This is a genomic window from Clostridium amylolyticum (genome assembly GCF_900142075.1).
In the GTDB taxonomy this organism is placed as follows: domain Bacteria; phylum Bacillota; class Clostridia; order Clostridiales; family Clostridiaceae; genus Clostridium_AA; species Clostridium_AA amylolyticum.
The window spans coordinates 16,438-43,155 of the sequence record NZ_FQZO01000012.1 but is presented as its reverse complement, the minus strand read 5'-3'; the positions used below and the strand labels follow the sequence as shown (position 1 = coordinate 43,155).

The window sequence follows — 26,718 nt, the reverse complement described above, 5'->3', positions numbered from 1 at the left end:
CTTCTCCTTTGCTTTATCTACCTAGTCCATTCCAATGTTCAAAGGCTTCATTTATTTCCATTAGAGCAGAAGCTTTGTCCCTTGCTATAATCGCCCCCTTTAGCCTTGCTATACTAACACTTAAAGCATTTATCTCATCTCTTTCAGAACTGAACTGAACTCTTTTAATAATTTTGTTCCAAGTCAAATCCAGTTTTTCCGTATCTTCATAAGCCTTTTCCCAATGCTGAGCATTTACATCTTCTATAATAGTATTAATAGAAAAAGGGAAATTATCATTGTTGCCCAAGGGGTTTTTTAATATGCTGCCACTTAGCATTATAAGAATAAAAAATATTAGAGTAATTATAGGTATAGATACCACTAAGAATTTTCTCATAAATTACCTCCTGGATTTTTATTAATATCAAATGAATATATTTACTCAATATGGACCTTTATAATCCCCTATTTTAGCAGTTTTATCTATATGGTCACTGTATTTATCAATGTAAATATTATTATTATGGTCCAAAGTAAATAAAAAAACTTCACTAACATCTTTTATGTCTTTTTTGGCTAACTCTTGCATTAGCCACTTTCTATCTAAATTAAAAGTCCTCAAATTTTCATCAAATATCATTCCATCGTAAATAATTTCAGTGCTTATATCTGAAGGCTGAGAAGATAAATTTAAGTCCTTTCTAGTAACTGGCTGATCCTCTGATTTTTTCAAAACTGAAAGCTGACCATTAGGTTCTATAATAGCAAATTCTACTTCGTTTAAATTAAATACATCTTTATTTCTGAGAAGCTCCATTATATCTGAAACTCTATATTTTACTTTACGAAGAGAATTTTCAAGAATCTTTCCATTCATTATTACTATGGTTGGTTCTCCATCTATAAACTTTCCAATATATCTCCATTTCATAGCCATAAATTCCATCATAAATCCAAGCACTGCCCAAGTAATAAGACCAATCCAGTGTGGCCATGCTCTACTGGATAAATCGGTGGTTAAAGAAGCCGCTATAGAACCAATGGTTATTCCTAATACATAGTCAAAAAAAGTTAATTGACTTATCTGTTGCTTTCCAAGTATCCTAGCAAAAATCAGCAAAGAAAAAAAGCCTATAATAGACCTAATAGCCACAACTAATCCTTCATTCATAATATCCCCTTCTCTAAAGTAATTATTTACTCATATTATGCTTAATAAATTACTATTTATTCATGCCACTTCACTGGTAGGGCTACCCCTTGCTCTTGTTAAATATTATTAAATTACATCTAATAAATGTGAATACTGGAAATTTTCTGTCAATAGTGTTATGATGTAGTTATATCAAAATACATGGAGAAGGAAGGATTTAATTGCATAATTATCTTACTGAAGAAGCAGTACTAATTTTAAAAGAAGAAATTGAGCACAGAAAAACAGTGGTCAGGCGTAAGATAAATGAAGATCTAAAAGAAGCTAGAGCTCACGGAGACCTTAGTGAAAATTTCGAGTATAAAGCTGCTAAAAAGGATAGAGCAGAAAATGAAGGAAGAATACGTTATCTTGAAAGGATGATAAACACATCCACCATAATAAAAGACACTACCACTAAGGATGAAGTAGGCATTGGTAAAACTGTTACTTTAAATTTTTTAGAAGATAATGAAGTAGATGATTTTAAAATTGTTACCACCATACAAGCTGATCCACTTAATAATATGATTAGCATAGAATGCCCTTTAGGAAAGGCTATTTACAAGCAAAAGATAGGAAATAAGGTTAAAGTAGAGTCCCCTGAAGGTGAATATTCAGTACAAATAGAAAATATTATATTAAACTAATTAGATATAAATGTGCTCATAAAAAACTTGTAACCTATTTAATAGTTTACAAGCTTTTTTATTGACTTAATACATCTATTGTGGTAAATTAAATTCAAATTGCATGCTACTTAATTTTATATGATTTAATATAAATTGAATAATATGAAAGGGAGAAATCACTAATGAATTATGATATTCTTAAATTGGATAATCAGCTTTGCTTTTCTCTATACGCTGCTTCCAGAGAGATAACAAAGTTATATAAACCTTTTTTAGATAAAATAGGATTGACTTATACTCAATATATATCCTTATTAGTACTTTGGGAAAGTGATAATATCACTGTTAAAGAACTAGGCACTAGATTGCGGCTGGATTCAGGTACACTTACACCATTACTAAAAAAATTAGAATCCATGGACATACTAGAAAGGCTAAGGGATAAAAAAGATGAACGCAACGTATATATAAAGCTTACAGATAAAGGACATAATTTAAAAGATAAAGCCTTAGATATACCTTCTAAAGTATTCTGCAGCAGTGGGCTTTCAAAAGATGAATCTCTCTATTTAAGAGTACATCTTCAAAAACTCTTAGATGTTCTAGATAAAACTAATGAACAATACAAAAAATAAGCCTTCCCCGTGGAAAGGCTTATTTTATTTATTTTTGGACTTTTATATCTATTTTACTTCTGACCAAATTTTATCAAAATCTGTAATCTTTTCTCCAACATCTTTAAGATATTCACCTTTGTTGAACTCTTCTCCAGGAGGGTATACAGCCTTGTCCTGCATAATTTCTTGTTCTATTAAAGGATAAGCAGCTACATTTGGATTTCCATATGGGAAATACTGAGATATTTCTGCAGAGATTTCAGGCTCCATTATGAAATTTATGAAAAGCTCTGCTGCTTTAACATTCTTTGCATCTTTTGGAATAACAAAATTATCCTGCTGAAGGAAAAGACCTTCTTTAGGTATAACGTATTTAACATTAGGATTTTCTCTAAGAGCTAAAGCACCTTCTGCTCCCCAAGCAAATATTGCTTTGGCTTCTCCGTTGATAAGGCTGGTTTTAGGGCTATCGCTATCATAAGCTTTAATATTAGACTTTAATTTTCTAAGCTCTTCTTTGGCCTTGGCTAAAGCTTCAGGAGAGGTTTCATTTAAGGAATATCCTAATTTTTTAAGAGTAATTCCTATAATAGCCCTTTGATCATCCAATACCACTAAGGAATCTTTAAATTCGCCCTTCCATAGGTCTGCATAACTGGTTATACTTCCTTCTGGAATCTTAGAAGAATCGTAGGCTATTATGCCTGCTAACCACATGTAAGGTAAGCTATATTTATTACCTTTGTCAAAAGGTAAGTCCATAAACTGAGCTCCCATGTTTTTAATATTAGGCAGATTATCTTTATTTATTTCATTTATCAGCCCTTGTTTTTGTAAAACTTCCACCATAAAGTCACTGGCCACGGCGATATCGTAGTTAGCGCCTCCTGCCATAAGCTTTGCCAGCATTTCTTCATTGGAAGAAAAGGTGGAATAATTTACTTTTATATTATAAGTCTCTTCAAATTTGTCTATTACTGATTGGGGAAGATACTCCGACCAGTTGAAAACATTCAGCACCTGTTTTGGTCCTTCATTTCCTTTTGCAAATCTGAACAAGCTATAGCTCATTATAGAGATTATAAATATTATAGATAAAGTTATAGCTCCTACTTTTTTCATGTTTAGATTTATATTTTTTAGAAGTATAGATAATCCCACCGCTAAGAAGGTAAGGAACAATATTATGGTGGATAAAGCATTAATTTCAGGAGTTACCCCAAACTTCACCATAGAAAATACCTTTAAGGGTAAAGTCATACTTCCTGCTCCAGCTACAAAGAAGCTGATAATTACATCATCTAAAGATAAGGTAAAGGCTAAAAGAGCTCCTGCTACCACCCCAGGCATAATAACCGGCAAAGTAACATATAAGAATGTCTTTAACGGTGTAGCTCCCAAGTCCATGGCTGCTTCCTCTAAAGAAGTATTAAAGCCCTCTAGTCTAGCTCTAACTACGGAAACCACATAAGCTATGCTAAAGGTTACATGAGCTATTATTAAAGCGATTTTCCCTGTATCAATTTTAACTATAGAGAAAAAAGCTAATAGTGAAATACCCATTACAATCTCAGGTATAACTAAAGGTATATTAAGTACTGAATCTATTATATTTTTACCTTTAAATTTATATCTATAAAGTCCTAGAGCTGCAAAAGTACCTATGACTGTGGATATTACTGTACTGGCCACAGCTACTATAAATGAATTTTTTACAGCTTCCAATATTCCTACATTACGTAAAAGGCTATTGTACCATTTAAAAGTAAACCCAGTCCACACTACATTAAGCTTGGACTCATTAAAGGAAAACACTATAAGTACCATGATAGGTATATATAAAAATAGATACATTAAAAATACATAAAGGGTTTTTAATATTTTACTGGTATTTTTACTCATATCTACAACACCTGCCCCTTCTTAGTATCTCCGCCTAGTTTAGTGTAGTAGAATATCACTATTACCATAACTATCATTAAAATTACCGATATAGCAGAACCGAAAGGCCAATCTCTAGCAGTAAGGAATTGATTCTTAATAACATTACTCATAAGTACAACCTTGCTTCCCCCCATAAGATCAGTAATAAAGAATAGCCCTAATGTAGGTACAAGCACTAATATTGACCCTGAAAGTATACCTGACCTAGTTAAAGGTAGTGTAACATTAATAAATTTTTTCACTGGGTTTGCACCCAAATCATCTGCTGCTTCTAGTACCCTTAAATCTAACTTTTCAATGGTGGCATAAAGAGGTAATACCATAAAGGGAAACATCATATAAAGCATGCCTATCATTACAGCAGCATTATTGTACATTAACTTTAATGGCGCCTTTATAAGCCCTATATTAAGAAAAAATGTATTAAGTATTCCTTCTGTTCTAAGAAGTATTATCATAGCATAAGTTCTCACTAAGGAGTTTGTCCAAAACGGTAATATAATTAAAAGTAAAAGCAATGGTTTAATTTTTTTATTGGCTCTTGCTATGATAAAAGCAAAGGGATATCCAAAAATCAAACATATCAGTGTAGTAAAGATACTTACCATTAGGGATTTTAAAAATATAACAAGATATAACTTATTAAACATTCTTTCATAGTTTGATAATGTGAATTTAAATATTATATCTCCTGTTTCTCCTCTGGTACAAAAGCTAACCACCAAAATAAGGAGAAGAGGTACTATGAAAAAAGCTAACATCCATAGGCTCACTGGTAATATGGTAACCAAAATACCCTTTTTGTTTTTAAGAGATAATCTTTTTTTCATCTGTTATCTCCCCCTAAGCCTTAATAACTACAGTTTTATTAGCACTCCAAGTGGCAAAAACCTCGTCATCATGATTATTGAAGGTAAAGCTCTGAGCAATGGGTTCATTTATGAGAATTTCTTTTCCATTATTTAAAATAGCAACATTCTTAATTACAGATCCGTTATATATTCTTTCTTTAAGCCTGCAAGGAAGCCAAACATCTCCTTCTTCAGGAGCATATTTTATCTTTATCCTTTCTGGTCTTATAGAAACTATAAATTTCTCACCTAAAACATAATTATGATTAGGTATTCTAATTATATCGCTTTCTTGCTCTAAATGAAGAAGTACTTCAGTTTCTTTAAGCTTAATAACTTCTCCTTCTAAAATATTTGTCTCTCCCAGGAAGTCAGCTACAAACTTAGTCACAGGTCTTTCATAGAGTTCTTCAGGAGTTCCAATTTGTTCAACTTTCCCTCCGTTCATAACTACTATCCTATCAGACATAGTTAATGCTTCTTCCTGATCGTGAGTAACAAAAATAAAGGTGATACCCAATTGTCTTTGAAGATGCTTAAGCTCTAACTGCATCTGCTTGCGAAGTTTTAAATCAAGAGCACCTAGGGGCTCATCCAGTAAAAGAACCTTTGGCCTGTTAATTAAAGCTCTAGCAATGGCTACACGTTGCATCTGACCACCGCTTAATTGAGCAGGCATTCTATTTTCATATCCTTCCAGCTGAACTATCTTCAGCATTTCCATCACTCTATTTTTAATCTCATCTTTGGATACTTTTTTCATCTTTAATCCAAAGGCTACATTATCAAAAATATTCATATGTGGAAAAAGTGCATAACTTTGAAACACTGTATTTACGCATCTTTGAAAAGGTGCCTTATTGGTGACATTATCATTATCTATAATAATCTCTCCACTAGTTGGACTTTCAAATCCTGCTATCATCCTAAGGGTTGTAGTCTTTCCGCAACCACTAGGACCAAGCAACGTTAAAAATTCTCCTTTTTTAATCTCCAGGTCCAGGTTATTTATTACTGTCGCCTCTTGATCATAACTTTTACAAACTTTTCGCAATTGAACGAAAACATCGTCTTTCACACCGTAACATCCCCTTTTTTTGTAAATTCATTATAATAAAAAGAAAAAACCTCCTTATGGCCTCCGCAAGCCAAAAAGAAGTTATTAATTTAATTTATAATTATTCTACGGTTCTGAATAATTATAACATAACTGAATATACTATAATTATTTTTAAATCACAATAGTTTTTACAACTTTTTTTAAATATTTTTCACGAAATTTTTTACCAATTTTAAATTACCCTTTTTGTACTACAAATACAGTTCTTTTAAACACCTTAAATCCATAACTTATCCCATAGTAACCGCTCCTAATGTCTCCACTTCTTCAAGTGGAGGAATAATGGCACTAATCTCCTGAATAAGTTCTTCTAAGCTTCAGATGAAGTAAGTATTCCTTTTAATCAAACTCCATGTGAAGCTAAGAATTAGCTTATTTCTCATTAATACCGTCTGACCAATACTTCCATTCCACAATGTCACCTTTTTTATATTTTAAGCTTCCAGCACCTATTGGAGGCTTTTCAAAGGCATTACTACCGCTTCTTTTTACATAATAACACCAACCGCTTAAAGGTCCATGCTTCTTTTCTGTTAATCCAGCAATGGAAGCAAAATATGTGGTAGCACCAGCCCCAGTAGCCTTATACTTTACTTTTGACTCATCTAATACCTTTTTAGTTAAATCTGCCACAGTGATATTCTCATAATCCACATGTTTTGACAGAATCTCCTTGTTATTTACCATATCCCTTACTATAAAGTTGGGTGTTTTTTGCTCCGTAGGTTTTTCTTGTTTACTTTCAGTAGTTCCTTTACTTTCCTTAACGCCTTTATCTATAACAGCAGAAGATGTATTTTTAGTATCACTGCTTTTACTGCTATTACTCTTACCAGTACCTTTATCTACTGAAGCTTTATTTTCACTTTCTTTATTCTCTTTATAATTATTAGTCTCACTGTCGGCTACCCCTTCTGACTGAGAATTCTGCTTTTCCTCCCTAGAGGGATTTTCTCCCTTATTTTCACTTTCTGAAAGATTTTCTTTCTTATCCTTGGAAGCTTCCTCTATAATTTGATTATTTGACTGTAAGCTTTTACTTCTAAGGTTATCTTGCAGCTTTTGTGCAAAAATAAACATTAAAGAAAAAATCATTAAAGAAGACAAAACTAATATAATCTTATTTCTCTTTTTCACAATATCCTCCTTGTATAAAATGTTTATTTATTTAGCCATTTTTCGCTTTCCTATAAAAAAACATCCCGCTGCAATAGAAGAAATACCCAATAAAACAACTAAATTGATATTTGCACTTGAACCTGTTTTAGGAAGATTATTATTAGATTTAATATTTTCTTTTTCACCTTTATCTATGTTTTCAGTACTGTCTATATTAGCAGCTTCACTTTTGGAGTTATTTTGCTGTGTAGGATTATTATCCTCTGATAAGCTATTGTCCTTTTCATAATATATAGGCAAGTCTCTTGCTTGAATTTCACTTGAATAGTAGTTATATCTTCCCTTTACTTTAAATTCATTTATAGCAATTAAAGCTCTAAAAGCCTGCTCCGTAGACATGGCATTGTCTTCATCAGCTTTTGTATGTTTAAACTTTCCATCACTACCTTTAAAACTTAATAATGCTGATACAAGATTATTAGATATGTCATCTTCATTTTTTGTAAATAGTTTTCCTTCTGGATCTATACCTAAGGAGGTAAGTGCAAGTATAGTGAAGCTAACGCTCTCACTGGCATAGCTTCCCCAAGCCTCATATCCTCCATTACCTTTTTGAAGTAGAGAAAGTGTATTTACAGAGTCATCTAAAGTTTCTTTTACCTTACTATTAGTGTCATAATAGTTAGAAAGTGCACTGATTACAGCTGCAGTAGTGTCTATATCTACTGTGTCACCAAAAAATGTCCATCCAACAACTTTATTTCCATTTTCATCTATATAAGTAGATTTTGCTTCAAGTAGTTTATCTATAAGTCCATCTCTAGTTATTTTATAATCTCCTTTTATATTTGCATAGTCAAAAGTTATAAGTGCAAATATTTGGGCAAACATATTAAATTCTTCTATATCTCTGTTATATAGCTCCTTAACTAAGTCATAACCTAAAAAGTTATATGGATTATATCCTTGACTAACAAGATAAATTATCATTTTTTCAAGATCTGTGTCTTTATAGAAATAATCACTTAAACCATACTCTTTTACTCCTTGTTTAAAGTCCTTAACTACAGAATTAAGATACTCCTTATTACCCTTAATATTAAACTTACTTAAGCTTAAAGCATCCCACTCATCACCATTATTTAGTTTCATATATTTAAGGGTATCTTCCACTTCTTTCTTAATATCATAGGAAGCTGGTGGCAATACTTCATTATATTCTATAATTATTTCCTTGAAAGCTTTATTAAAAGCTTTATCTATAGCCTCTATATAAATGCTGTTTTTTCCTTTATTGAGTGTTACATTGTAAATCCCTGGCTCTGAAGGTTCAAGTATTTTATCGCCCAATTTAACTGCTGGAATAATGTTTCCATCAATATCATCCTTAGCGGATACCTTAAATTGAAAATTAGGGGTTTGTACTTTTTTGTTAGTTAAATCTGTATCTATAATAGGCGCATTAGTATCTGGAAGTTCTACCACTACTTTTGAGTAAGCTCTAGATAGCATTCTATCAGTATACTTAAGTGGTTTATTTCTTTTAGAATAATCTAAAGGATCACATTCATTAACCTTTTTGTCTGCAGAAATTATATATGTGCCTGGCTTGTCAAAGCTCATAGTAACCTTACCATTTTCATCAGTTACATAGCTTGAAATCGCATCATTAACTAATATCTTAGCATTGTCTATTAGTTTAACAACTTTAGGAATACCAGTAGAGAAAAAGTACTTTCCTGTTAATTCAAGGGTAAACTCTTCACCTACTTTTACATTTACAGACTTTTTATCAAAAAAACCATAACGAGCATAAGCATAGTTTTCCATAAAAAATAATACTATACTGTCTCCTTGTAATAAATCTTGTTGTGATACATATTTATCTGTATAGGAGTCATTAATATAATATCCCCATCCGTCTAAAGAGCCAAAGGATCCTTGCGCCACTCCATCTACCTTTGATATATACATCCCACTGCCAAAATCAAACTTTTCTTTGTCTTTAGGGTTTAATCCATTCTTTTCTAGGGCTCTTATTATTGCATGGATGGCTTTAGGATCACCTTGCAAATTGTCGCAATTATAGGGTTTTAAATCGAAATTTGATACCTCCACCTCTGTTTCGGGTATTATAGTGCGGTCATTAGCTTCTATTCTCACCTTAACCTTAAGGTTTTTTTGTACTTCCTCTGCTTTTACTGTAACTCCTGTAAAAATCTGTGATACTACGAAAATAAATGATAGCATAAAACTTAAAATATTAACTCTAATTTTTTTTGACATATTTTAACCTCTCTTTTAATTATTTTAAATAGGTTATTTCTAACCTTTTTTTATATCTGTTAAGAACTTTTAAAAAGCTGTCATAGAATATTATTGAAAATATAAAACTGCCTCCTCCATGTAATATGTCAAAGGTTAGTCCTGATACATAGGCAAAGGCTACACTTTCAAAGGTTATGGGTTTTACAAACCCTAGGACAAACCATAGATTCATTATCCAGTCAAACATAAAGCCGTAGAAAAAACATACAATAGAAAACTTCAATGCTGATACATCACTGTTCTTTTTACCCCAAAAACCTGATATAGCACCTATAAGTCCCCAAGAAAACATCTGCCAAGGTGTCCAAGGTCCTTGTCCAAAAAAAATATTGGAGATAAAAGCTGAAGAGCTTCCAATAATAAAGCCTTCAAAGGGTCCAAATACATAGCCTGATAAAGCTACTAAAAAAGTCACTGGCTTCACATTAGGCAACGGTGCAAATACCATTCTAGATACGGCAATAAAAGCACTTAAGGTGGCAATTATGGCTATTTCCTTAGTGCCTAGCATACTTTTTTCAAAATAGAAATAGCTAAAGAATAGCAATAGAAAAATGCCAAAGGTAGATAATATAGTGAAGCTTTCTTGTAAATTTTTATTAAAGGTAAATACCATAAGCATTAGGATTACAGATATACTAAGAAAAACACTAAGCTTCTTCATGGCTTCCTCCCAGATTTTTTAACGCATTTACACCTTGATTAATGGTGTATATGCTCTTGTTTTTATTTCTAAAGAGCTTATTAGCACAGGTTGTATAATATATACCATCAGAAATCACCTCAGATACATCCCCTTCACAAATCACTTCTCCATTAAACATAAGCATAAGTTTATCGCTATAAAGGCTGGAAAACTCCACATCATGGGTTACAACAATTATGGTAACTCCACTTTTCTGAAGTGCTTTAAGCATTTCCCCTAGTCTATGCTTAAGATGAATGTCTATACCTCTTGTAGGCTCGTCTAATATTAGTATCCTAGGCGTATTCACTAGTATAGATGCAATAGCCACTCGCTGTTTCTCACCACCACTTAAGTCTCTAGGGTTTTTATATTTCAAAGGAAGTATGTCTAAGTCATTAAGAACCCTATCCAAATATTCCTCATCAAAGCATTGAAAGTTGTCCATGGTAAATTTCAATTCTTCAAATACAGTATCTTTTGATATATAGTCATTTGGATTTTGAGATACATATCCTATATGTCTTGCTATTTCTTTTACACTAGTTTTTTTAACTTCTTTTTCAAATACTTTAATATTCCCTGTATATGGCTGAAGCCCTATGAGTGTTTTCAAAAAGGTGCTTTTTCCTGCTCCGTTAGCTCCCATTATAGAAATGAAATCCCCTTTGTTAATCTTTAAGGAAATATTTTTTATTGCTTCATTTTCTCCATAGAAGCTTTTGACTTTATGAACATTTACTATTAATTCCTTATGCCCATCTTCTTTATTCTTTGAAATTTCCCATTGACTTTCCCTAGGTGTTTTAATATTTAAGAGGTCTGTCTCATTATAAAATTTCTCTATAAAATTTCTTGCTTCTTTAAAATTCTTAGGAATAAATTTATTTTCAGCTAACTTAAATATCCTTACATAATCCGGCAGGAAATTAATATTATCTTCACTACAAGCAAAGGAAAATTCCTCTTTAGTTTCAAAGAGCTTTAAACTTCCTTGATCCATAAGTGCAATTTTATCTGCTGTTTGAAACCATGGATTAATTCTCTGTTCTATGATTATAATAGTTATGCCTAATTCTTCGTTTATCTTTTTTATCAGGCTCACTATCTCCTCAGCAGCCAATGGGTCTAACTGAGAAAGAGGTTCGTCTAATATAATACATTTAGGTAAATATGATAAGGCAGAAGTTATAGCTACCTTTTGTTTTTCCCCACCGGATAAAGTGTTTATATCCCTATGAGCTAGATGCAATATATTAGTAAACTCCATAGCTTCCCATACTCTTCGTTTTATAGTTTTCTCCTCAGAGCCTATATTTTCTAGTCCAAAGGCTATTTCTCTATGTACCTTGTTCATCATAAGCTGCTTTTCAGGATCTTGAAAAACCATAGTTACTTCTTCTGCCCTTTCAAAGTGTTGTAGCTCTTCAAGGTTTTTTCCACCTACTGTTATGCTGCCTTTTATACTTCCCCCATAAAAATGAGGTACAGATCCTACTATAGCCTTAGCTAAAGTAGATTTTCCAGAGCCTGACTTTCCTAGAACCAGTAAGATATCTCCTTTATTCAGTGTTAATTGAACATCCTTTAAAGCTGGAGTATTATTATGATTATCATTGCCCTTATCTTTAGGGTAGTAATAAGTTAAATCCTTAATCTCTATGTAACCCAAAATATACCTCCTTACTAAAAATGCAAATTAAAAATGTTATATAGCATATCATGGAAAGAATTAAAATCGTAGCTGCATTAAATATATTAGAAATATTTACACCTTCATATATTTCAAAGGTAACAAAACCCATTATCTTAGATAAAATATAAATAATAATCAAAAGCAAGCTGCTAATTATTAACAATATATCCTTCTTCCCTAGACTTTCTCTCTCATAAACACTCCTTTTATTGCTTAAGAAACCTCTTACGAAGGCTGCTTCTCCTATATCAAAGGAGCTTTCCAAGGAGCTTTCCAATAACACTGTCATTACTTCACTATAACTTTTTACCTTGCTCTTATTATCTCCAACCTTAAAGTCTACCCCACGAACAGTATATATTTCTTTCAAAGAATAAAATTTGTTCTTTAATCCAGGAATAAGCTTAAATATTAACATTAAGGTTAAAGTAGATTTTGGCATTTTAGAGGAAAAGTATGAAACAGCTTTGTCAGAATCTATCATAAGCTGAAAAGACATAAATAGATAGATCACAGCTAGGAACTTAAAACATAGCACAATAGCATATATAAGAGATTCCAAGGTAAGTTTTTTACTTCCTATGTAAAACAAAGTTGTACTTCCTTGGGTAACGAATATTAAGTTTGCAATAATAATAAGCACTGCAAAAGGAGCAAAATAGAATAAGCCATTAAAAAGCTTTCTGTAACTTTTTGTGAATATTGTAATTCCTAAAGTTAAAATATAGGTAGACAATATTACCATTGGGTTATCACTGGAAAACACCATAAACATAATAACTGTAAAAATTAAAATTATAGTAACCACATGAAAATTATTTACTTTTTTTATTTTTCCCAATCTTATTGATTTCTCCCTTTCTTAATAATTTTTATTATAAAAATTTATTTTTAGGCAAAATTAAAAGTCCTGTGGCAACACAGGACTTCCTTATTTTCTTTATCATACCTAATACTGAAAATTTATAAAATATACTAAAGTCTCAGATACAAATTATACTGAGTAAACTTTTAGTACCTTCTCAAGGCATACATAAAATTTGGAATTATAAATCCACGGCCACTACCCTTCCCTCCGAAGGATTAGCATTGTTAAACAGGCAGGTCTCCTGGCTCACGAGTCAACCTTTTTTCTTTCCTTCCCAATACATTAAAGCATCAGTGGACACTCAAGAAAATCGTCGTCGTTTACAGTAGCGGGGGCTGCAGTGGCTTATACCACTTTCCCTATTAAACATTAAATGTGCCTGTTAACTTATTAAATTTTAAAATAGTTATAACAACCTAAGATTACTATATATTGGATGAAAATTCAATGGCATAAATGTTATTAAACTAGATTTATTTATTTTACATTAAAATACTTATTTATAAACAATGTAAACAAAGTATAAATAAACAGTTAACATTTGCCAAAAATGCTTTATAGTTTCCACCATTGCGATAGAATATAGGTTACAGACAATGAAATGTTTAACTAAGACAAAAAGAAGGAGTTGTTTATTATGTCACAGTTAGCAGTTAATATAATGGAAAGACAAGCTACTGAAAATCCAAAAGCTTTAAGAAGAGAAGGTATGGTACCTGGAATAATATATGGTGAGTCATTAGACACAGCTGTACCTGTTAAAGTGGAAAACACAAATTTATTAAGATTATTAAAGAATAATTCTAAGGGTTCGATTTTAAAATTAAATTTAAATAATAAAGTTTGGTCTTGTGTTGTTAAAGAAGTACAGAAGGATACCATTGCAGATGAAGTTTTACATGTGGACTTCCAATATGTAAAGTCTGATGAAATAATAAAGATGAATATACCTATAACTTACACTGGACGTGAAAACCTTGAACTTAATAGATTGGTTCTTGGAACCTTCCAGCCGGAATTAGAGCTTCAAGGTCCTGCAGAAAAAATCCCAGAACATTTCGACGTAGATGTATCTAAAATGCAATTTGAGGACAAGCTATACGCTAAGGATATTGAGTTACCAGAAGATATTAAGTTACTTACTGACCCTGAAACCTTATTAGCTGTAGTAAATGCTTCAGTTACCTTTAAGGACATTCAAGAAGATTCATCTGAAAGTTCAGAATCTGAAGAATAGTTATAAAAACTATAAAAATATTATTACACATTAATATTAAAAACCATGTTGATTTAAATCAACATGGTTTTTGATATTTATACAACTTGTAGCAAGGTCATAACAGAAAAGAAATGAAACACACTTCCTGCTAAAACAAAGAGGTGCCATATTCCATGATTAAACTTCAGTTTATCTTTCATAAAGAAATAAGCCCCACCTGTATATGACAAGCCTCCTAATATTAAATACACAAGACCTGATAAAGGCATCTTTATATAAAGAGTCTTTATTGCAATTACTATTAACCATCCCATCATTATATAAAGCATGGTAGAAAGCCATTCCCTCTTTCCTATAGTAATAGCTTTAAGAGTAACTCCTAAAATAGTACACCCCCATACTATGCCAAATATTATCCAACCTATATATCCTCTTAAAACCGTTAAACAAAAAGGAGTATATGTTCCAGCGATAAGTAAATATATAGACATATGATCAAACTTTCTAAAAAGACTCTTTGCTTTTTTATTAGTCAAAGAATGATATAAGGTAGAACCTAGATAAAGAATAACCAAAGTAGCTCCATATATAGAAAAACTCACCACATGCCACGGTGTTCCTTTAAGTGCAGAAAATACAATTAAAATAACTAAGGCAGCTATAGCAAGAGCTACTCCAGCCCCATGGGTTATTGCATTTACTATTTCTTCTTGTTTTGTATAAAAACTTTGTTCCATAAAAACACCTCTTTTTTAGGCATCAGGCAAGTGAGAAATTTGTCACTTGCCTGGCACCTTTATATTATTTTTTTAATTATAGGTTCCAAAGCATTTGCTATTTTTATAAAGCCTAAATCTGTGGGATGAATGCCATCTACGGTGCATTCCTCATAATCTTCTCCCAGTAAATTTTCACCAGAATAAAAGTATATATTATTATATCCCTTTTGGTTAAAATATTCCACCGTTTCCCTTTGAATTGTGAATCTCTCAATTCTTTCTTTGTTTAATTCTTTATCAAATCTATCCAGAGCATATAATGGTCTTGAAATCACTAATATGGGAATGTCAGGATGTTTTTTTCTGTATATATTAATAAACTTAGGTAAAGTTTCTTTTAAGCTTTGGGTACTTACGCAATTAGGCTCATAATCTAGAACTAATAAAGCTGGATTTTCAATTCCGCTAATTATTTCTGCCATTTCAGGTTCTCCTTTACCGTTACCTGAGAAACCTAGGTTTATAACTTCCATATTTAGCTTTCTGCTTAAAATATTTGTATAGGACATACCTGGTCTTGAAGCACATCCTCCTTGAGTTATAGATGTGCCATAAAATATAAGTTTTTTATTAGAAGAAAACTCTAGAGGACTATCTACCTTTGCAGAACTTTCTATTCCTATTAGAATTTCTTCTACCCCTTGATATAATGGGAAGTTTATGAGAATATCTCTCCACATATTCCCTTTACCTTCAAATAAGACACTTTCATATTCATCCTTTGTATGATCATATTTGGTAGTGTTATAGTAATAGAACTTATGATCTTTTTCTACATATATATCAAAGCCGCATTGACCAGTGGCAGGCATATGTACCATATTAGCAATGCCAGATAATTTTACTTTAAGGAGTATCTTTTTACTTTGGGTTCTAAAGCGAATTTGTCCCCCTGAGGTGCAGTTAGCCAGCATATCTACTTCCATCGAAATATTAAGTCCCTTGCTGCAGGGTAATCTTCTATAGACCTTATCCTTATGAAACCATGAAAAACCGCTGATTTTAAACGGACTTTCTTTAGGGGAGTACCATTTTATCTCTTCCTGCCTTATGTAATCAATATGCATATTCTTATCTAACTTTTGTGCATCAATACCTTTATTACTCATAATATACCCTCTTTATATATTTAAATATCAATATTACAAAATTTCTCTATATCTTTTTTAATCATATCCATGGAACCTTGCCAAAATTCTTCATCATGTATATCTATACCTGCATACTTAGCCACATCATATATGTTTGCCTGTCCAGTTAATCTTAATACTTCATTATATTTATTAATAAAATCATTTCCTTCCTTTAGATATATGCTATAAAGTCCCTTTGCAAATAAAAGACCAAAAGCATAAGGGAAGTTATAGAAATTCCTTTCCGCATAATAATAATGTGGTTTATGAATCCAGCCGAAAGCATCAAAGGTCTCTTCTAAAATGGCATCACCATAAGCTTCTTTTTGAGCCCATACCATTAATTCTTTAATTTCTTTCAATGGTAACTGAGACTCTCTTCTTCTTTCAAACAGCTCTTTTTCAAATAGGAATCTAGAGTATATGTCCACTATAACGCTACTGCAGTTTATAAGTTCGGCCCCTAATATCACTAGGCTTTCTTCCTTATCCGCTTCTTCTAAGGCTGCATTTCTCACTATATTTTCTGCAAATATAGATGCAGTTTCAGCCAGCGGCATAGGATAGGATGAATTAAGTACACTTTCCTTTTGCAGGATACTTCCATGATAAGCATGTCCTAGTTCATGTGCTATGGTACATACATTCTTAAAACTACCACTAAAGCTGCACAATACTCTACTTTCTCCTATAGAATGGAGGTTGCTGCAGAAAGCTCCACTTCTCTTTCCTTCTCTCACTTCAGCATCTATCCACCTACTATTAAAAGCCCTTAAAGCTAAATCTCCCATATCCTTTGAAAAGGAGCTATAGTGCTTAACAATAAAATCTCTAGCCTCTTCAAAGGTATATTCTTTATCTAATTTTCCTACAGGTGCCATGATATCATAAAAAGGTAATTTATCCTTATGCCCTAGTAATTGTGCTTTTTTTAAATAATATGGTTTAAACTCACCTAAATTTTCCTTCATAACCTTCAACATAGTATTTAAGGTTTCTTCATCCATTCTGGAATCTTCAAGGGTTTTATTTAATGGAGAATTATATCCTTTAATTTCGCATAAGGTTAGTACTTCTCCCTTAATACCATTTAATGCCGCTGCTACTCCCTCCGCAATTTTTTCATTGCTTTTTCTTTCTGCATAAAAGGCTTTTTTTCTAAGGTCACTATTATTACTAAAGTACATATTCTTTATATTATTAATGCCAATTTCTTGTGTTTTACCATCTATATCAATATCCACCAAAAGATTTGAAGCCAAGGAATTTTTTAAGTTTGCCCAGGCACTTGATCCAGTTAACTTCATTTTAGATATAATCATTTCTTCTTTTTCGCTTAATATATGGTTGTTATTTGTAATTATCTCTTGTAAATAAAACTCATGCTCTTTTAGAAGTTTTGAAGAATTTATACTTTCTTGTAGGTCTTTAATACCTATAAGCCATTTTGAAAACTTAACCTGAACTGCTGTTATTCTAGTATTCTTTTTTTCAATAATATCTATATATTTCTTGGCATCACTGCAATTAGCATCAGCAGAAACCCTAAGGCTAGCAAAAGAACTTAATCTTCCTGAAATACCTTTATACTCCTTCATTAAATTTATATATTCTTCTATCTTATTTACTATATTTTCATAACCATTTAAATTTACATTGCTCCAGTTAATAAAATAGTCTATCTTATAATCTAATAATTCTAAATCCTTCTGAAAGTCTTCCCCGTTAAAAGAAGAATATAGTTCTTTTAAACTCCACTGCATACTACTGTTATTATTTTCCATTCTTATCTATAGCAAGTTTACTTAAATTTAATAGTAAGCTTACTACTTTCACCTCTTTTCTCCAAAATAATAATTTATTTAAACCCTTATATAAAATAATATCATAAAAATTTATTTTTTTCTTAAGGATTAATATTTCTAACTGTTTATATACGTTTATTTAGGTTAATAATTTAACTTAATGTCTATAATATTAAAGGTATTATGTTACAGAATAAATTTTACAGAATATTAAGATTATTCTTTAACAAAGATTATTCATTAAATGCTACAATATTTATATTAATTCCAATATTTTAGGAGGTATTTTATGAAGAACAAAATTACAGACAAGGTTTCTTGGGTAGGAAAAATTGATTGGGATTTAAAAAAATTTCATGGAAATGAATACTCCACCCATAGGGGCTCATCCTATAACTCTTATCTTATAAGAGATAAGAAAAATGTTCTTATTGATACAGTTTGGATTCCATATACAAAGGAATTTGTGGAAAACTTAAAAAAAGAGATCGACTTAAAGGATATTGACTATATAATTATTAATCATGCTGAAATAGACCATAGTGGAGCTCTTTTAGAGCTTATGAGAGAAATACCTGATACCCCCATTTACTGTACTAACAACGGTATTAAGTCCATTAAAGGTCATTATCACAAGGATTGGAACTTTGTCCCTGTAAAAACTGGAGATACTTTAGATATTGGTGAAAGCAAACTTACTTTTGTTGAAGCTAGAATGCTTCACTGGCCTGACACAATGTTCACTTATATGAGTGGTGACAATATTTTATTTAGTAACGACGCTTTTGGTCAGCATTATGCTTCTGAGGAAATATATAATGATTGTGTAGATCAATGTGAATTATTTCAAGAAGCTATCAAATATTATGCAAATATACTAACTCCTTTTAGTAAATTAGTTAAAAATAAAATTGAGGAAGTTCTAGGCCTCAACCTTCCTGTAAATCTAATATGTACTAGTCATGGAGTTATTTGGAGAGACGATCCTACACAGATAATCAAAAAGTATTTAGAATGGGCAGATAATTATCAAGAAAACCAAATTACATTATTGTATGACAGTATGTGGGAAGGTACTAGAAGAATGGCAGAAGCCATTGCTGAAGGTATAAGAAAAGCTGATAAAGATGTTTTAATAAAAATATATAACGTATCTAAAACCGATAAAAACGATATTATAACAGAAGTATTTAAATCTAAGGCCATAATGGTAGGTTCTCCAACCATAGATAAAACTATTATGTTTTCCGCTGCAGGTCTTTTAGAAATGATAAAAGGGTTGGAGTTTAAAAATAAAAAAGCCGCTGCCTTTGGCTCTTATGGTTGGAGTGTTGAATGCACAAAAGTAATAACTACAAAGCTTAAAGAAGCAGGAATGGATATAATAGACGACGGAATCAAAGTTCTATGGAATCCTAACGATGAAGCTATTGAACTTTGTAAAGAATATGGGTATAACTTTGTACAAAAGTTATAATAAAAAGTCTTCTAGAAGTTTTAAAAACTTCTAGAAGACTTTTTATATAAATTAACATATGTACACAGATTTACTTTTTAATCTCTACTTTTCCAGTTACAGAACCTTTGTCCATCTTAAATGAATTTTTTGCTTCTTCATTAGCAAAGTAAACATTTCCTTCTACTTTACCATCTACTATAGAGAATCCCTTAGCTTCTACATAAACATCACCAACAAAGTTCCCACCTTGAATTTTAGCATCCTGGCTCTTAACAGTTAATTTAGGTGCTTTTAAGGTATAAGAAGCAGTCTTTACCTTTTTATCATCTTGATCATAAAGGGCTAATTTACGTCCTGCTGGAACCTTTTTAGACGCATCATTTTTGTCTGCCTTTGTAAATTCTCCTTCCATTACTAGATCTTTATTCACAGTTAAATCACTTTTTAAAACGATAATCCATGTTCCATCTTTACTTAACGCTTTTTCCAAGGTTGTCTCATCTTTTGCTATAGAAGCACCGGATACTACATCTGTCTTCTTATCATCAGTTGTCTTAGTATCTTTTGCGGCTTTAGCTCCACACCCTGATAGAATAACAGCAGCTGCAGTTAAAGATAATAATAGTCCTTTCAGTTTCATAATTAATACCTCCTAATAATATTTATTCCATAATATATTATGGCCATTAATATTATAACATATGTTGATAATGATACAATAGCTTAGTATAAACTTATAAAAATATAAAGTACCAAGGTCAACTGTTCATTAATAAACATTTGCCCTTGGCACTTTTAAAATTTTAAGTATTTTTATACCATTGCTATTATTTTTTATTTAAGATAAATATTAAACCAATCTGTTATTTCCCTTAATCTTCTTAATCTATGCTTTGGTTTTCCACTTCTGCTAAGCTCATGATTTTCACCTCTGAACATGCATAGCCTTGCTTCTACTCCATGATATTTTAAGGCTGTAAACATCTGAATTCCCTCTGCTAGCCAACATCTATAGTCCTCTTCGGAATGAATGAAAAGAGTAGGGGTTTTAACTTTATCAGCATATTTCAAAGGTGAATGCTCCCATAGCTTTTCATGATTGTCCCAAGGAGTAGCTGCATTTTGATCTTCTACAAAGAAATATCCTATATCTGTAGTACAGAATTTTGAGATCCAGTTGGATATACTTCTTTGAGAAGCTGCTGCTTTAAATCTATCAGTGTGGCCTATTATCCAGTTGGTCATAAAACCACCATAGGACCCACCAGTAACTCCTATTTTTTCACTATCAACAAAGCTGTATTTTTTAATAACCTCATCAGTAAACTTCATTAAGTCGTCATAATCTATGGTGCCATATTTGCCTCTAATATCTGCAAATTCATTACCTTTACCATCGCTTCCTCTAGGGTTACAGAAGAATACCACATAGCCTTCATTAGCCCAATACTGCATTTCATGATAGAACACTGTACCATATACGGTTTTTGGCCCTCCATGAATATCTAATATGGCAGGATATTTTTTATTTTCATCAAAATTCACTGGTTTTAAAATCCATCCATCTATATTTACTCCAGGTGCAGTTTCTACAGTTATCTTTTCAGGTATAGATAAATACTTTTCAGAATTTAACCATGTATTTATGCTAGTTACTTGTTTTTCTACATTATTTTTTAGTTTATATATTTCTTGAAGTTTATTAGTTTTCATTCCAATGAACAAAATGTTTTCTTTATTTATGCTTATACCATCTACAGAGCCCTCTTCAGTAGTTAACTTTTCCATTTTGCCTTGTGCATTTATCCTATTTAAATATGAACTATGGCCTTCAGTGGTAACATAGTATAAATAGTTATCTTGAACTTGCTTTAATGAAGAACCGCCATATCTGCAATCAGACCCTACTGAGTTTGTTAAAGGTACATCTAAGCTTGGAGTAATACAAGTAGCTTTTAAATTATTTAAATCCATAATATAAAATTTATCATTTTCATTTACTCCAAAACGCTTCATGTCTGTAGCTGAGTATATAATTTTATTTTCTTCTATAAAATCAGCGAAGCTATGGCTTAAGGTTAAATGAATAGCTTGTCCATCTATATTATCTTCTTTAATAATTTCTAGTTTGTTATTTTTTATATCATAAATTGCAATATTATTAGTAAGAGCCATCTTGTCTTTAAAATTTGAAATTAATAGTACTGCTTTAGTTCTTGTATCATCTAAATTAAACAAATCTACATTAGTATGTTCCTCTGTTATAGCATCTATTTTGTCTGTGCTTACATGATAAATATATAGTCTATTTCTCTTTTTATTAGTAAAGCCCCCGCCATTAGCCCAAAAAGGGATCTCTTCTAAAACTTCATAATCCTTTTCTTCTTTCTTTTCTTTCAGAACTTTACTCTTTTCTTCATCACTTAAAGCATTCATATCCTTTTCATTTATCTTATACTGAGAAGTAAATATGAAAGTGTCCTCATCAACTTTTTTTATAGAGCTAACATTTCTTGGTATTCTAAAATATTTTACGGCTTCTCCGCCATGGATATTTATTTTATAAAACTGAGTAAATTCTTCTAGTGCCTGAACTTTTTCCTTGTCCTTTGAATCTCTTACATCTGGAAAAATAATATCCTCATCATCTAGCCATAAAAAGCTTCTTTCACTATCAAAAGATGTAAGCTGTTTATATTTTTCACTTTCTACATCCATAAGCCAAAGATTTGAAAGGTACTTGTTTTCTTCAAAATCCATATTATGCACTACAAAGCATGCATGGCTACCATTTGGAGAATGTTTTACACCAGATAAAAATTTATACCTAGTAAAATCGTCAATTTTTAAATTTTCCATTTGTATCCCCCCAAGTTAGTTTTTATTTATATTATACCCCTAAATTTATACATATGGTGAGAAAGAAAATATTCTATGATTATTTACCAACTACTTCTTGCTTAAAAATCCAACTTTTCTCTTTAAAATCAATACCTTTAATAGTGACATTATTTCCTTTTACCTCTACATACAAACCTTGATTGTATGGGACTCTTTCCATTTTACCTTCATTAAATAATATTGTATACTTTACTGCACCAGTGTGAACTACTGTGTAAGGCTCATTAGGCTTTACATTATTGTGCTTTAAAGATTGATGAGTGTGCGAATTAAAAATAATTACCTCAGGGTACTGTGATAATATCTTTTTTAATTCTTCACCATGGTCAGTTCCTACCCACCCTCCAGAAGTCTTATTTAAATTTTGATGTAAAAATACAAATATAGGCTTACCTTTAATATGTTTTTCTGACAGTTTTTCTTTTAACCACTGTAGCTGTTCCTTTGATATATGAGCCTTAACAGAATTTGCTGTTTTAGAATTTCCATCCTCAGAGCCTAAAGATATAAAATGATAATCCTTTATCCATCTATCATGATATACTTTATTTTCTCCTGAAAACTCTAAATATCTTTTGATGAAAACTAATACATCCTCTGGAGAGTTAATTTCCTTTTTATAATCAAAAAATTCATGATTTCCTATATTTTTAATAATTGTTTTAGGAAGATGTTTTTTATTTTTATTAAGAGAGTTTTTAATAATCTCATAATCCTTAATGGTTCCTTCATCCACTGTATCTCCATTTAGCACTAAAGCATCCATTTTAGGATTAATTCCATATAGCTCTAATATCGCTTCCTTAAAGTGATCATCTTTTGTATGCACATCTCCAAGGACAGAAAAGCTTAAGTCTGCATTATAGCTATCTCCTACCCTTAAACTGCTAACAACTACAGCTTCAGGTTTTTTCATATACTTATTAATTCCTATATATAAGATTACTACTGCAATAACAGCAATAATTGAAATAATTCGCTTCATAATAAATACCTCCTCTTGAAAATTAATTCTATTATTATAAGATATTAAGTTAATGATAGAATTAATTCTAGATTATAGCAACAGGTTAATTTTCAATAATAAAAGCACCAGGAATACCTGATGCTTTTATAGAAATTTATTTATTAGTCTTATTATATTTCTCTATGGCAGAATTAATGTTTTTAGCTGAATTTTCTACAGCTTGTTCAGGAGTTACCTTTCCTTGCAGCATACTCTCAATATTTGTTTCCACAGTTTGTCTTGCTTCAGGGAATACACCTAAAAGTGCACCTCTTGCTTCTACTGGTGATGCATGAAGCTGATCTATAGCAGTTTGGAACTGAGGATATTTTTTAATATGCTCTTTCATTTCATCCAAATCATAAGCTTTTTTAGTTACTGGAAAGTATCCTGTATTCTTATTCCATAATACCTGCTGTTCAGGTGAAACCATAAATTTAACAAACTCCCAAGCAGCTTTCTGCTTTTTATCATCCTTCTTGTCCATTATCCATAAGGAACCTCCACCTATGGAAACCCCACCTTTATCGCCAGAGGTTATTTCCGGTAAGAAGGCAGTACCTACTTCAAACTTACCATCTACTCCCTTAAGTATAGAACTAAGTACAGCTGTAGAGTCAATAAACATAGCAGTTTGTCCAGCTTTAAATGCATTCTGAGTGTCTGCTGTCTTTCTTCCAAAGTTGCCCATATTTCCAGAATCATTTAACTCTTTCCATAACTTAAGTACTTTTAATCCTCCACCATTTTTGTCAAATTCCACTGCTGTAGCCTTATCTTTTCTTCCGTTTTCATTATTTGTAAATGTCAACCCCTGTTTAGACATAAACTGCTCTACAAACCATCCATAAACCGCCATGGAATATCCATACTGAGTAACCCTTCCACTTCCATCCTTTTTAGTTAGCTTTGGTATCATCCCTTTAAGCTCCTCCATATTCTTAGGAGCCTTTTCAGGATCAAGTCCTGCATCTTTAAAAGCAGTTTTATTATAATATAATATAGGTGTAGATGAGTTAAAAGGCATAGAATAAAGCTTATTATCAATAGAATAATACCCTAACAAGTTTTCTTCTAAAGAAGAAAGATCAAATTTATCTTCATCTACCAGCTTCTGTATCTGAACAGAATATCCACTATCTATCATCCATCTGGTTCCTATATCATAAAGTTGCATTACATCTGGGCCTGCATTGCCTTGCTGAGAACTCTTCATCTTATTAATAGCATCATCATAAGAACCTTGATATTGAGCAGTAACCTTTATATCTTTCCTTGAATTATTGAAGTTTTCTACCATTTTATTTATGGTTTCTCCTCCAGCACCACCCATAGAATGCCAAAACACAATTTCCTGACCCTTTCCTTCATTATTAGTTTCACTTGAAGCCTCTTGCGTACACCCAGTAGCCACCGCAGTTACCATGGATGCTGCTAATATTATTGAAAGCAATCTTTTTTTCATTACAAAACCCCCTTTTTAAATTGAGAATTGAGAATTTAAAATTATTTTTACCCTTTAACTGCTCCTGCAGTCATTCCTTTAATGAGTTGCTTTTGACCTAATATAAATATAAAAATTGATGGTATAAGTATCATTACAATACCTGCAAATATCACACCGAAGGACTGAGCCTCAGAGAACTGCAGCATACTTATACCTATTTGAACAGTCCTTTTTTCTGGTGCATTAGTTATTAACAGAGGCCACATATATTGATTCCAAGTATTTAAAAATACATATATACCTAAAGATGCAATTGCAGGTTTTGAAATAGGCATCACTATTTTTGTGAAAAATTTAAAACTTCCACATCCATCAATTAATGATGCTTCTTTTAACTCTTTAGGGATAGTCAAGTAAAATTGTCTTATGAGAAATATTCCCATAGCAGAAGTAAGATAAGGAAATATCAATCCTTGGTAGCTATCAAGCCACCTCCAAGAACTCACAGTTAAATAGTTTGAAATTATTGTTGCTTCCCCTGGTATCATCATAGTAGCTAGTACAGCAATGAAAATTAAATTTTTACCTTTAAAATTAAAAAATGAAAATCCATAAGCTGCAAGGCTAGCTGTTAATATTTGTCCTAAAGTTACGGCTGATGATACAAGAATGCTGTTTAATATAAATCTAAATATTGGAACTGATTGAACAACTTGCTTGTAATTGCCTAAATACATTTTTTTGAAAATATCCTAGGAGGAAACTGAAATATTTCTCCTTGAGTCATAAAACTATGGGTAAGTGTAAATAGTATAGGGGAAACTATAATTATTCCTACAGTTATATTTACTATACTCAATAACATCTTCTTGCTTTTAGATGTAATCACTGATAATGTACTCCTTTCTTTTCAAACCTAAATTGAATTAGAGTCACCACAAGCATTATTAAAAATAAAACTATGGATTCAGCACTAGCTATATCGAACCTATTATTCAAAAAGGCTTCCCTATATATAGAATGCACCAACACGTTGGTAGAATTTCCTGGTCCGCCTCCTGTTAGAAGCTTGACTTGTCCAAAAGCTTGGAAGGAACTAATTATGTTTATAAATACCACAAAGAATAAAGTTGGAGAAACCATAGGAAGAGTTATTTTAAATAGCTTTTGAAAAAAACCAGCTCCATCTATTTCAGAACTCTCATAAATCTCTTGAGGCACACTTTTAAGTCCAGTAAGTAAGAATATAAAATTAATACCTATATTAAGCCAAATCGTCACTACCGCCACAGCTATTAGTGCCCATCTTTCATCTGTTAACCAACCAATTTCTTTATTTAATATGTAATTTAATATACCTATGGTAGGATGGAAAATCATGCTCCACATTATAGCTGCTGGCGCCGACGCCACAGCCATAGGCATAGCAAACATCACCTCATAAGCAGTTCTTCCTTTTACCTTATTATTTGCTAGTATAGCAAGTATAAATCCAATAATTATTGAAGGTATAGCAATCATTGGAACAAATTTAAATGTAATCTTAAGACTATTTAAAAATTCTGGTGATTTAAAAATCTCTAAATAATTTTCCAACCCTAAAAACTCTACGGCTTTACCTCTACTATTAGTTAGAGCCATACTAAGATATATGGTTCTAATAAATGGGTAGTACACAAATGTAACAAATAAAGCAATGCTAGGTAAAATGTAAAGATATGGTATATAGCTGAACTTTATTTTAGGCAGCTTATATTCTAATTCTTTTTCTTCATTCTTTGACTTTTCTATGTTTAAAGTCTGCTCCACAAATTAACCTCCTTTCTAACAGTCTCTACTAAGATCATACTTAAAGAAGATTATAGGAAGATTAAGGTGAAGTTAATTAAAATTAACTTATTAATTGAAAAAGCTTCTTTTCCGTAGTTTTCGGAA

General features: G+C 31.6%; 23 protein-coding genes and 1 riboswitch. Of the genes, 4 read left to right on the top strand and 19 right to left on the bottom strand.

The annotated features are described in order from the left end of the window. Positions 1–13: 13 nt before the first annotated feature. A complete protein-coding gene (locus BUA82_RS18940; protein WP_073012286.1) occupies positions 14–379 on the bottom strand; it encodes a DUF4363 family protein in 366 nt (121 codons plus the stop codon). Positions 380–424: 45 nt separating this feature from the next. Then, positions 425–1,153, bottom strand: a complete 729-nt coding sequence (locus tag BUA82_RS18935) for a DUF421 domain-containing protein (protein WP_073012284.1) — start codon at positions 1,151–1,153, stop codon at positions 425–427. Between the two features lie 203 nt (positions 1,154–1,356). Here BUA82_RS18935 and greA point away from each other — a divergent pair, with 203 nt between their 5' ends. Continuing rightward, positions 1,357–1,824, top strand: a complete 468-nt coding sequence (greA, locus tag BUA82_RS18930) for a transcription elongation factor GreA (RefSeq protein ID WP_073012282.1) — start codon at positions 1,357–1,359, stop codon at positions 1,822–1,824. Between the two features lie 164 nt (positions 1,825–1,988). Continuing rightward, positions 1,989–2,441, top strand: coding sequence for a MarR family winged helix-turn-helix transcriptional regulator (locus BUA82_RS18925; protein WP_073012280.1), 453 nt, complete (start codon positions 1,989–1,991; stop codon positions 2,439–2,441). A 48-nt stretch (positions 2,442–2,489) separates the two neighbouring features. Here BUA82_RS18925 and BUA82_RS18920 read toward each other — a convergent pair whose 3' ends face one another. The 8 genes from BUA82_RS18920 to BUA82_RS18885 form a co-directional block, all read right to left on the bottom strand. Then, a complete protein-coding gene (locus tag BUA82_RS18920; RefSeq protein ID WP_073012278.1) occupies positions 2,490–4,325 on the bottom strand; it encodes an extracellular solute-binding protein in 1,836 nt (611 codons plus the stop codon). Between the two features lie 2 nt (positions 4,326–4,327). Next, positions 4,328–5,197 carry an ABC transporter permease gene (locus tag BUA82_RS18915; protein WP_073012275.1) on the bottom strand — a complete coding sequence of 290 codons (870 nt, stop codon included), beginning with the start codon at positions 5,195–5,197 and terminating at the stop codon, positions 4,328–4,330. Between the two features lie 13 nt (positions 5,198–5,210). After that, complete coding sequence (locus BUA82_RS18910; RefSeq protein WP_073012273.1) at positions 5,211–6,296, bottom strand: ABC transporter ATP-binding protein; 1,086 nt, start codon at positions 6,294–6,296, stop codon at positions 5,211–5,213. Positions 6,297–6,710: 414 nt separating this feature from the next. Next, complete coding sequence (locus BUA82_RS18905) at positions 6,711–7,475, bottom strand: DUF4430 domain-containing protein (protein ID WP_073012271.1); 765 nt, start codon at positions 7,473–7,475, stop codon at positions 6,711–6,713. Between the two features lie 27 nt (positions 7,476–7,502). Then, the gene (locus BUA82_RS18900) at positions 7,503–9,743 is read right to left on the bottom strand and encodes a DUF4430 domain-containing protein (protein WP_073012269.1); all 2,241 of its coding nucleotides are present in this window, start codon (positions 9,741–9,743) and stop codon (positions 7,503–7,505) included. Between the two features lie 19 nt (positions 9,744–9,762). Continuing rightward, positions 9,763–10,449: an ECF transporter S component gene (locus BUA82_RS18895; protein ID WP_073012267.1), complete on the bottom strand. Its 687-nt coding sequence runs from the start codon at positions 10,447–10,449 to the stop codon at positions 9,763–9,765. Next, entirely contained in the window at positions 10,436–12,142 is a 1,707-nt protein-coding gene (locus BUA82_RS18890; RefSeq protein WP_073012265.1) for an ABC transporter ATP-binding protein, read from the bottom strand. The genes BUA82_RS18895 and BUA82_RS18890 overlap by 14 nt, the downstream gene beginning before the upstream one ends. Beyond that, positions 12,123–13,007, bottom strand: coding sequence for an energy-coupling factor transporter transmembrane component T family protein (locus tag BUA82_RS18885; protein ID WP_083600033.1), 885 nt, complete (start codon positions 13,005–13,007; stop codon positions 12,123–12,125). Before BUA82_RS18885 ends, BUA82_RS18890 begins: the two co-directional genes overlap by 20 nt. 241 nt (positions 13,008–13,248) lie before the next feature. Next, positions 13,249–13,432, bottom strand: a riboswitch (cobalamin riboswitch). 239 nt (positions 13,433–13,671) lie between these two features. On the opposite strand from BUA82_RS18885, the gene BUA82_RS18880 reads away from it, so the two are divergent. Beyond that, positions 13,672–14,271, top strand: coding sequence for a 50S ribosomal protein L25 (locus BUA82_RS18880; protein ID WP_073012262.1), 600 nt, complete (start codon positions 13,672–13,674; stop codon positions 14,269–14,271). 77 nt (positions 14,272–14,348) lie between these two features. Here BUA82_RS18880 and trhA read toward each other — a convergent pair whose 3' ends face one another. From trhA to BUA82_RS18865, 3 genes are read right to left on the bottom strand one after another with little or no spacing between them, the layout of a single operon-like run. After that, positions 14,349–14,990 (bottom strand): PAQR family membrane homeostasis protein TrhA, encoded by a 642-nt coding sequence (trhA, locus tag BUA82_RS18875; protein WP_073012260.1) that lies wholly within the window; start codon positions 14,988–14,990, stop codon positions 14,349–14,351. Between the two features lie 59 nt (positions 14,991–15,049). Next, entirely contained in the window at positions 15,050–16,141 is a 1,092-nt protein-coding gene (locus tag BUA82_RS18870) for an SGNH/GDSL hydrolase family protein (RefSeq protein WP_073012258.1), read from the bottom strand. A 20-nt stretch (positions 16,142–16,161) separates the two neighbouring features. After that, the gene (locus tag BUA82_RS18865) at positions 16,162–17,928 is read right to left on the bottom strand and encodes a M3 family oligoendopeptidase (RefSeq protein ID WP_073012256.1); all 1,767 of its coding nucleotides are present in this window, start codon (positions 17,926–17,928) and stop codon (positions 16,162–16,164) included. Positions 17,929–18,259: 331 nt separating this feature from the next. Between BUA82_RS18865 and BUA82_RS18860 the strand changes: the two genes are divergently transcribed. Beyond that, positions 18,260–19,447 (top strand): anaerobic nitric oxide reductase flavorubredoxin, encoded by a 1,188-nt coding sequence (locus BUA82_RS18860; RefSeq protein ID WP_073012253.1) that lies wholly within the window; start codon positions 18,260–18,262, stop codon positions 19,445–19,447. Between the two features lie 70 nt (positions 19,448–19,517). On the opposite strand, the gene BUA82_RS18855 is transcribed toward BUA82_RS18860, so the two are convergent. The 6 genes from BUA82_RS18855 to BUA82_RS18830 form a co-directional block, all read right to left on the bottom strand. Continuing rightward, positions 19,518–20,069 (bottom strand): hypothetical protein, encoded by a 552-nt coding sequence (locus BUA82_RS18855; RefSeq protein ID WP_073012251.1) that lies wholly within the window; start codon positions 20,067–20,069, stop codon positions 19,518–19,520. Between the two features lie 194 nt (positions 20,070–20,263). Further along, complete coding sequence (locus BUA82_RS18850; RefSeq protein WP_073012249.1) at positions 20,264–22,288, bottom strand: alpha/beta hydrolase family protein; 2,025 nt, start codon at positions 22,286–22,288, stop codon at positions 20,264–20,266. A 79-nt stretch (positions 22,289–22,367) separates the two neighbouring features. Further along, the gene (locus tag BUA82_RS18845; RefSeq protein ID WP_073012247.1) at positions 22,368–23,315 is read right to left on the bottom strand and encodes a metallophosphoesterase family protein; all 948 of its coding nucleotides are present in this window, start codon (positions 23,313–23,315) and stop codon (positions 22,368–22,370) included. Between the two features lie 136 nt (positions 23,316–23,451). After that, complete coding sequence (locus BUA82_RS18840) at positions 23,452–24,801, bottom strand: ABC transporter substrate-binding protein (RefSeq protein WP_073012244.1); 1,350 nt, start codon at positions 24,799–24,801, stop codon at positions 23,452–23,454. A gap of 47 nt (positions 24,802–24,848) precedes the next feature. Further along, on the bottom strand, positions 24,849–25,520 hold the full coding sequence (locus BUA82_RS18835) for a carbohydrate ABC transporter permease (protein ID WP_423230467.1): 672 nt from the start codon (positions 25,518–25,520) through the stop codon (positions 24,849–24,851). 148 nt (positions 25,521–25,668) lie between these two features. Next, positions 25,669–26,592, bottom strand: coding sequence for a carbohydrate ABC transporter permease (locus tag BUA82_RS18830; RefSeq protein ID WP_341430631.1), 924 nt, complete (start codon positions 26,590–26,592; stop codon positions 25,669–25,671). Positions 26,593–26,718 lie beyond the last annotated feature (126 nt).

Bases quoted from the DNA above. Each gene is read 5' to 3' on its own strand.
- BUA82_RS18920 (WP_073012278.1), bottom strand. From the start codon at position 4,325: ATGAGTAAAAATACCAGTAAAATATTAAAAACCCTTTATGTATTTTTA.
- BUA82_RS18925 (WP_073012280.1), top strand. From the start codon at position 1,989: ATGAATTATGATATTCTTAAATTGGATAATCAGCTTTGCTTTTCTCTA.
- BUA82_RS18880 (WP_073012262.1), top strand. From the start codon at position 13,672: ATGTCACAGTTAGCAGTTAATATAATGGAAAGACAAGCTACTGAAAAT.
- BUA82_RS18895 (WP_073012267.1), bottom strand. From the start codon at position 10,449: ATGAAGAAGCTTAGTGTTTTTCTTAGTATATCTGTAATCCTAATGCTT.
- BUA82_RS18855 (WP_073012251.1), bottom strand. From the start codon at position 20,069: ATGAAACTGAAAGGACTATTATTATCTTTAACTGCAGCTGCTGTTATT.
- BUA82_RS18940 (WP_073012286.1), bottom strand. From the start codon at position 379: ATGAGAAAATTCTTAGTGGTATCTATACCTATAATTACTCTAATATTT.
- BUA82_RS18860 (WP_073012253.1), top strand. From the start codon at position 18,260: ATGAAGAACAAAATTACAGACAAGGTTTCTTGGGTAGGAAAAATTGAT.
- BUA82_RS18865 (WP_073012256.1), bottom strand. From the start codon at position 17,928: ATGCAGTGGAGTTTAAAAGAACTATATTCTTCTTTTAACGGGGAAGAC.
- BUA82_RS18835 (WP_423230467.1), bottom strand. From the start codon at position 25,520: ATGTATTTAGGCAATTACAAGCAAGTTGTTCAATCAGTTCCAATATTT.
- BUA82_RS18845 (WP_073012247.1), bottom strand. From the start codon at position 23,315: ATGAAGCGAATTATTTCAATTATTGCTGTTATTGCAGTAGTAATCTTA.
- BUA82_RS18870 (WP_073012258.1), bottom strand. From the start codon at position 16,141: ATGAGTAATAAAGGTATTGATGCACAAAAGTTAGATAAGAATATGCAT.
- BUA82_RS18850 (WP_073012249.1), bottom strand. From the start codon at position 22,288: ATGGAAAATTTAAAAATTGACGATTTTACTAGGTATAAATTTTTATCT.
- BUA82_RS18915 (WP_073012275.1), bottom strand. From the start codon at position 5,197: ATGAAAAAAAGATTATCTCTTAAAAACAAAAAGGGTATTTTGGTTACC.
- BUA82_RS18900 (WP_073012269.1), bottom strand. From the start codon at position 9,743: ATGTCAAAAAAAATTAGAGTTAATATTTTAAGTTTTATGCTATCATTT.
- BUA82_RS18935 (WP_073012284.1), bottom strand. From the start codon at position 1,153: ATGAATGAAGGATTAGTTGTGGCTATTAGGTCTATTATAGGCTTTTTT.
- BUA82_RS18840 (WP_073012244.1), bottom strand. From the start codon at position 24,801: ATGAAAAAAAGATTGCTTTCAATAATATTAGCAGCATCCATGGTAACT.
- trhA (WP_073012260.1), bottom strand. From the start codon at position 14,990: ATGGAACAAAGTTTTTATACAAAACAAGAAGAAATAGTAAATGCAATA.